This window comes from Qaidamihabitans albus (assembly GCF_016464705.1).
Classification (GTDB): domain Bacteria; phylum Actinomycetota; class Actinomycetes; order Mycobacteriales; family Pseudonocardiaceae; genus Qaidamihabitans; species Qaidamihabitans albus.
In genome coordinates this window covers 1-4,206 of sequence record NZ_JAEHOB010000038.1, presented here as the reverse complement: position 1 = coordinate 4,206, position 4,206 = coordinate 1, and the positions used below count along the sequence as shown (strand labels likewise).

The following is a 4,206-nucleotide window of genomic DNA, read 5'->3' as shown; positions in this document are numbered from 1 at the left end:
TGGCGTCACGCTGGCACACAGCACCACATTCGACACGAACCAACACGCACAGCTACCACCGGATTTGGGTCAGAGCCGTTGATCTGACACTCCCGCTGGCGGCCGTGGACTGCCGCGGGCGGTCGCGGACCGCACGGTGTTCAGTCCTGCATGGCTTCGGTGACGAACTCCGAGGGTGCCTGCAGGTCGTGGGCGCGGAACAGAACGCCGTGGGTCGCGCCGAAGCCCAGGAGCCGGGGGACGATGAGCCAGCGCACGGAGTGCGGTTCGAGATCCGCATCGTCGATCAGTTCCGGGAAGACCCACCGGTTGCCCGCGTCGCGTACCGCGTCGAGCGTCGGGAGCCCGGCGGTGCGGTGGTCGGCCTGGTCGAAGCCGTAGGGCGTCTCGGTCTCGTAGCCGGTGCCGGGTACGACGTCGGGTTTGAACCGGCGGATCTCCGGAAGCCCCGGCTGTCGGCTCGTCAGCGCACTGTCAGGTACAGCAGTCACAATGCCACGCCTTACCAACATGCCCCCACAGCCCATGTGATGCCCGGTTGCCGCAGTTCAGCGCCCCAAAGGCGGAGTTTCTGGCACCCACGGCCATGCTTCGAGCGTTGAGACACTCCTGGGTGTCATCAAAAGACAGGTAGGCAGCAACTGCCAACCTGACGTATAGTGTCGAGCATGGACTACAAGAAGCAGACAGTGCTGGTCACGGGTGCGAGTGCGGGCATCGGCTCCGCGTTCGCCCAGCAGCTTGCCCGTCGCGGAGCCGATCTGGTGCTGGTCGCCCGCCGCAAAGATCGCTTGGAGAAGCTGGCGTCACAGCTGCGCACCGCACACGGCGTGCAGGTGCATGTCATCGCCGCGGACCTCAGCCAGCAAGGGATCGGAACGCGGCTGACGGAGGAAGCCGAACACATCGGCGTGACGGTCACCAGTGTCATCAACAACGCGGGCTTCGCCACGTACGGCCCATTTCACGAGGAGGACCCCGAAAGCCTCCAGCAGGAGATCGCGGTCGACGTCACCGCGGTCGTGGACATCAGCCGCGCATTCATCGGGCAGCTGCGCACCCGAGGTGACGGGTTCCTGGTCAACGTCGCGAGCATGGCCGCGTACACGGCCACTCCCGCGATGTCGGTCTACGGCGCGACCAAAGCGTTCGTGCTGAGTTTCACCGAAGCGCTGTGGGTGGAGTCGCGCGACACCGGACTGCGCGTCATGGCTTTGTCACCAGGTGCCACCCGCACCGAGTTCTTCGACGTCGTCGGCAGCGAGAAAGCCGCCGGTGGCTCCCGCATGCGGACCGCGGAGGACGTCGTGACCACCGCACTGAAGGCGCTCGACCGCAAGGCCACCCCGGCGAGTGTCATCGTGGGCCGTAGCAACAGGTTGACGGCCTTCGTGACCCGCCACTTCATGTCCCGCGCCTTCGTCGCGAAGATCATCGCACGCATGGTCGTACCCGCCACCTGAGCCGGAGTGTCCCTCACGATGTCCGGGTGGAACGGTCGCCGAGCGCGTAACCCGCGAGCCCGCTTCGCGTCCCGCGCGTTCGACTTCATCGTCGATCAAGACATCATGTACCTGACCCAGGCGAGCTGGACAAGGCAGCCCGCCGACAACGATTGAGAGCAATGGACACATCGCGCCAGTCGACTTCACTATGGGACCGGTCGAGGCAGGCCGTCGTGACGGAAATCGTCGACACCGCACTGGTGCTGTTCGCCGAGCACGGCTACGAAGCCGTGACCGTCGGCCAGGTCGCCAAGCAGGCTGGCGTGTCACAACGCTCGCTCTTCCGCTACTTTGGCACCAAAGAGGATCTGGTCTGCGGCGACCAGGACGGCCTCGGGCAACTGCTGGTCAGCACGGTCGAGGCCCAGCCTGCCGAGATGTCGCCGTGGGAAGCGCTGCTCGCCGGGTTCGCCGCCATCTCATCGGCGAACCACACACCGGAACGGGTACTGGAGATCACCACGCTGATCTTCAACAACCCGCCGTTGCGGTCGCGATACTACGAAAAGCGGCTGAAGTGGCAGGCTGCACTGGTGCCCGTTGTCGAGGCCCGGATGGGTATCGAGTCAGGTCCAGCGCCCGATCCGCGCGCAGTGGGCATCATCGCCACGGTGTTCGCGTGCGTTGACGCCGCGTCGGAACTGTGGGTGCGCCGGGGCGGCAAGGCAGACCCGTTCGCCCTGTACGAAGAGATGCTCGCTGCCGTCCGCCGCTGACACAGTGCAGTCCAGCTACAGCAGACGCCCTCCTTGACGGTCACACTCAAGCTGGCATAGCCAACTAGGCGGCCTATGTCAGTCGTGTCCACACATTGCGGCTGATCGCAACAGGCACGACCATCCGCTTACCGGGAGTCGCCATGGAGCGGGCGGGCCTACGGACCAAACGCAACAGGCCGACCATTGCTTTAACCGCAGCACTCATGGTCACGGCACTCGCAATTCCAGTGACCACCTCCTACGTCTCCAGTAGCGAGGCAAATGCGGCCGCCGGAAAGAAGTGCTCCGATCTGGCCGGCGTCAAGATTGCAGGGAACACCATCGGCCTGCCCACCGGTGGCGCCGGGGGCCAAGCTTACGGCAGCCATTGTATGGTTTCCGGGGACATCAAACCGGTTGATCCGGCCGCGCTGAACATCGAGTTCCAGCTGGCGCTTCCCGAAAAATGGAATGGCAAGGCCGCGATGCTCGGCGGCGCCGGTCTGAACGGGTCCCTCCCGCCACTCACGAATGCGTCGACCCTCTGGGGCTCCCAGAAGAAGCCACTTCCGCTCAGCCAGGGCTACGCGGTGTTCGCAAGCGACTCCGGGCACCAGAACCAGGAGGGGAACACCCTGCCGCTTTCGGTCCAAATCCCTGGAGATGGACGTGACGAGCGGACGTGGCATGGCTTCATACATCGAGGCTCATTCCGCACTTTTCTCCAACATTACCGACCTGTCTCCTTTCCAGAACAGCGGGAGGAAAACTTCTCTTCTGGACGGGCGGTGCCGAGCCGGCAGCCAGGACGAGTAGGCGATACTACTCGCGCATGCAGGCCGCGATGGGACCCGCGCGAGTGGACTCATTTGTCAGGTACTACGAGATCCCCGGCGCTCAGCACGGACCCTCGTCAGTTTTCCAGCCGGAGTGGAATCAGTTGGCGACGATCGAGAGCTGGGTGGAGAAGGGCATTGATCCGGCGAACAACATCGTTGCAACCGATGGCGCCGGCGTTCCCGTCCGGACCAGGCCGCTGTGCATGTTCCCCAGTTGGCCGAAATACAACGGAACCGGCGACGTCAACAACGCAAATCCTTCCCCTGTGCTTCACCGTGATAGCGTAGCCACGCATCCCAGGGAAGGTCCAGAACGTGCAGTATTCGGCGAATGCTGTCGAGCGGTCGTCTATGTCCGGCATGGACAGACGGGTGCCGGGTTCCGTGACTGCTGGGACAGGTGGACGCGCCGCCGTGTTGCCGCTGTGCATGTACTAAAACGCCTCGGGGCCGAACCCCGCAAGGCCGGCGGCTGCCCAGGCCGCCAGGACCGGTGCGACGTCTAGCAGCGGTGGCAGAATGAGGCCGATCGCGGGCGAGCTTCAGGATGCCGACGATGCGCAGCATCGGGGTGGAGACGTTTTCCACGCAGGGCATGCTCGGCTGGAGCTTCTCGCGCGACTGGGTGCCTTTCATGACGCCCAGGGACACGAAGGCTGCCGCCAGCACACCTTAGGTTCAGGGGGTCAGTGCGCAGCCATCCGCAAAGGCGAGATCATCGGCACCGCTGCCGCGGCGGTTGGCATGTCGAAGACCGTCGGCCGGCGGTGGTTCCGCGAGGCTGGTNCAGGGACACGAAGGCTGCCGCCAGCACACCTTAGGTTCAGGGGGTCAGTGCGCAGCCATCCGCAAAGGCGAGATCATCGGCACCGCTGCCGCGGCGGTTGGCATGTCGAAGACCGTCGGCCGGCGGTGGTTCCGCGAGGCTGGTGGGGTGATGCCACCACAGCGGCGTGAACCTGTGGATCGCCCGGCTCGCCTGTCGTACGCCGACCGGGAGGAGGTCGCCTGTCGCCGAGCGGCCGGCGAGGGCGTTCGCGCCATGGCGAGGGCAATCGGCAGGTCGCCCTCGACCATCAGCCGTGAGCTCACCCGCGGTACTCGTCGGCCGAAGACCGGTTATCGGGCGACCGTCGCGCAGGCCCTTGCCGGGCAGCGAGCCCG

Annotated in this window: 5 protein-coding genes and 1 pseudogene; 5 read left to right on the top strand and 1 reads right to left on the bottom strand. The window is 65.2% G+C overall.

All coding sequences use genetic code 11. The features are described 5' to 3' along the window. Nucleotides 1-140 precede the first annotated feature (140 nt). Complete coding sequence (locus JAP66_RS31650) at nucleotides 141-491, bottom strand: hypothetical protein (RefSeq protein WP_235999814.1); 351 nt, start codon at nucleotides 489-491, stop codon at nucleotides 141-143. 177 nt (nucleotides 492-668) lie between these two features. On the opposite strand from JAP66_RS31650, the gene JAP66_RS31645 reads away from it, so the two are divergent. From JAP66_RS31645 to JAP66_RS33445, 5 genes and pseudogenes are all read left to right on the top strand, one after another. Further along, on the top strand, nucleotides 669-1,463 hold the full coding sequence (locus tag JAP66_RS31645; protein ID WP_199435551.1) for an SDR family NAD(P)-dependent oxidoreductase: 795 nt from the start codon (nucleotides 669-671) through the stop codon (nucleotides 1,461-1,463). 215 nt (nucleotides 1,464-1,678) lie between these two features. Continuing rightward, on the top strand, nucleotides 1,679-2,221 hold the full coding sequence (locus tag JAP66_RS31640) for a TetR/AcrR family transcriptional regulator (protein ID WP_307849807.1): 543 nt from the start codon (nucleotides 1,679-1,681) through the stop codon (nucleotides 2,219-2,221). 143 nt (nucleotides 2,222-2,364) lie between these two features. Beyond that, a pseudogene (locus JAP66_RS33455) lies at nucleotides 2,365-2,820 on the top strand (tannase/feruloyl esterase family alpha/beta hydrolase); the annotation flags it as partial. Nucleotides 2,821-2,885: 65 nt separating this feature from the next. Continuing rightward, on the top strand, nucleotides 2,886-3,548 hold the full coding sequence (locus JAP66_RS33450) for a tannase/feruloyl esterase family alpha/beta hydrolase (protein ID WP_199435549.1): 663 nt from the start codon (nucleotides 2,886-2,888) through the stop codon (nucleotides 3,546-3,548). Nucleotides 3,549-3,931: 383 nt separating this feature from the next. Further along, nucleotides 3,932-4,206, top strand: a 275-nt coding sequence (locus JAP66_RS33445; protein WP_372449037.1) for a helix-turn-helix domain-containing protein, incomplete at its 3' end; no start/stop codon positions are given.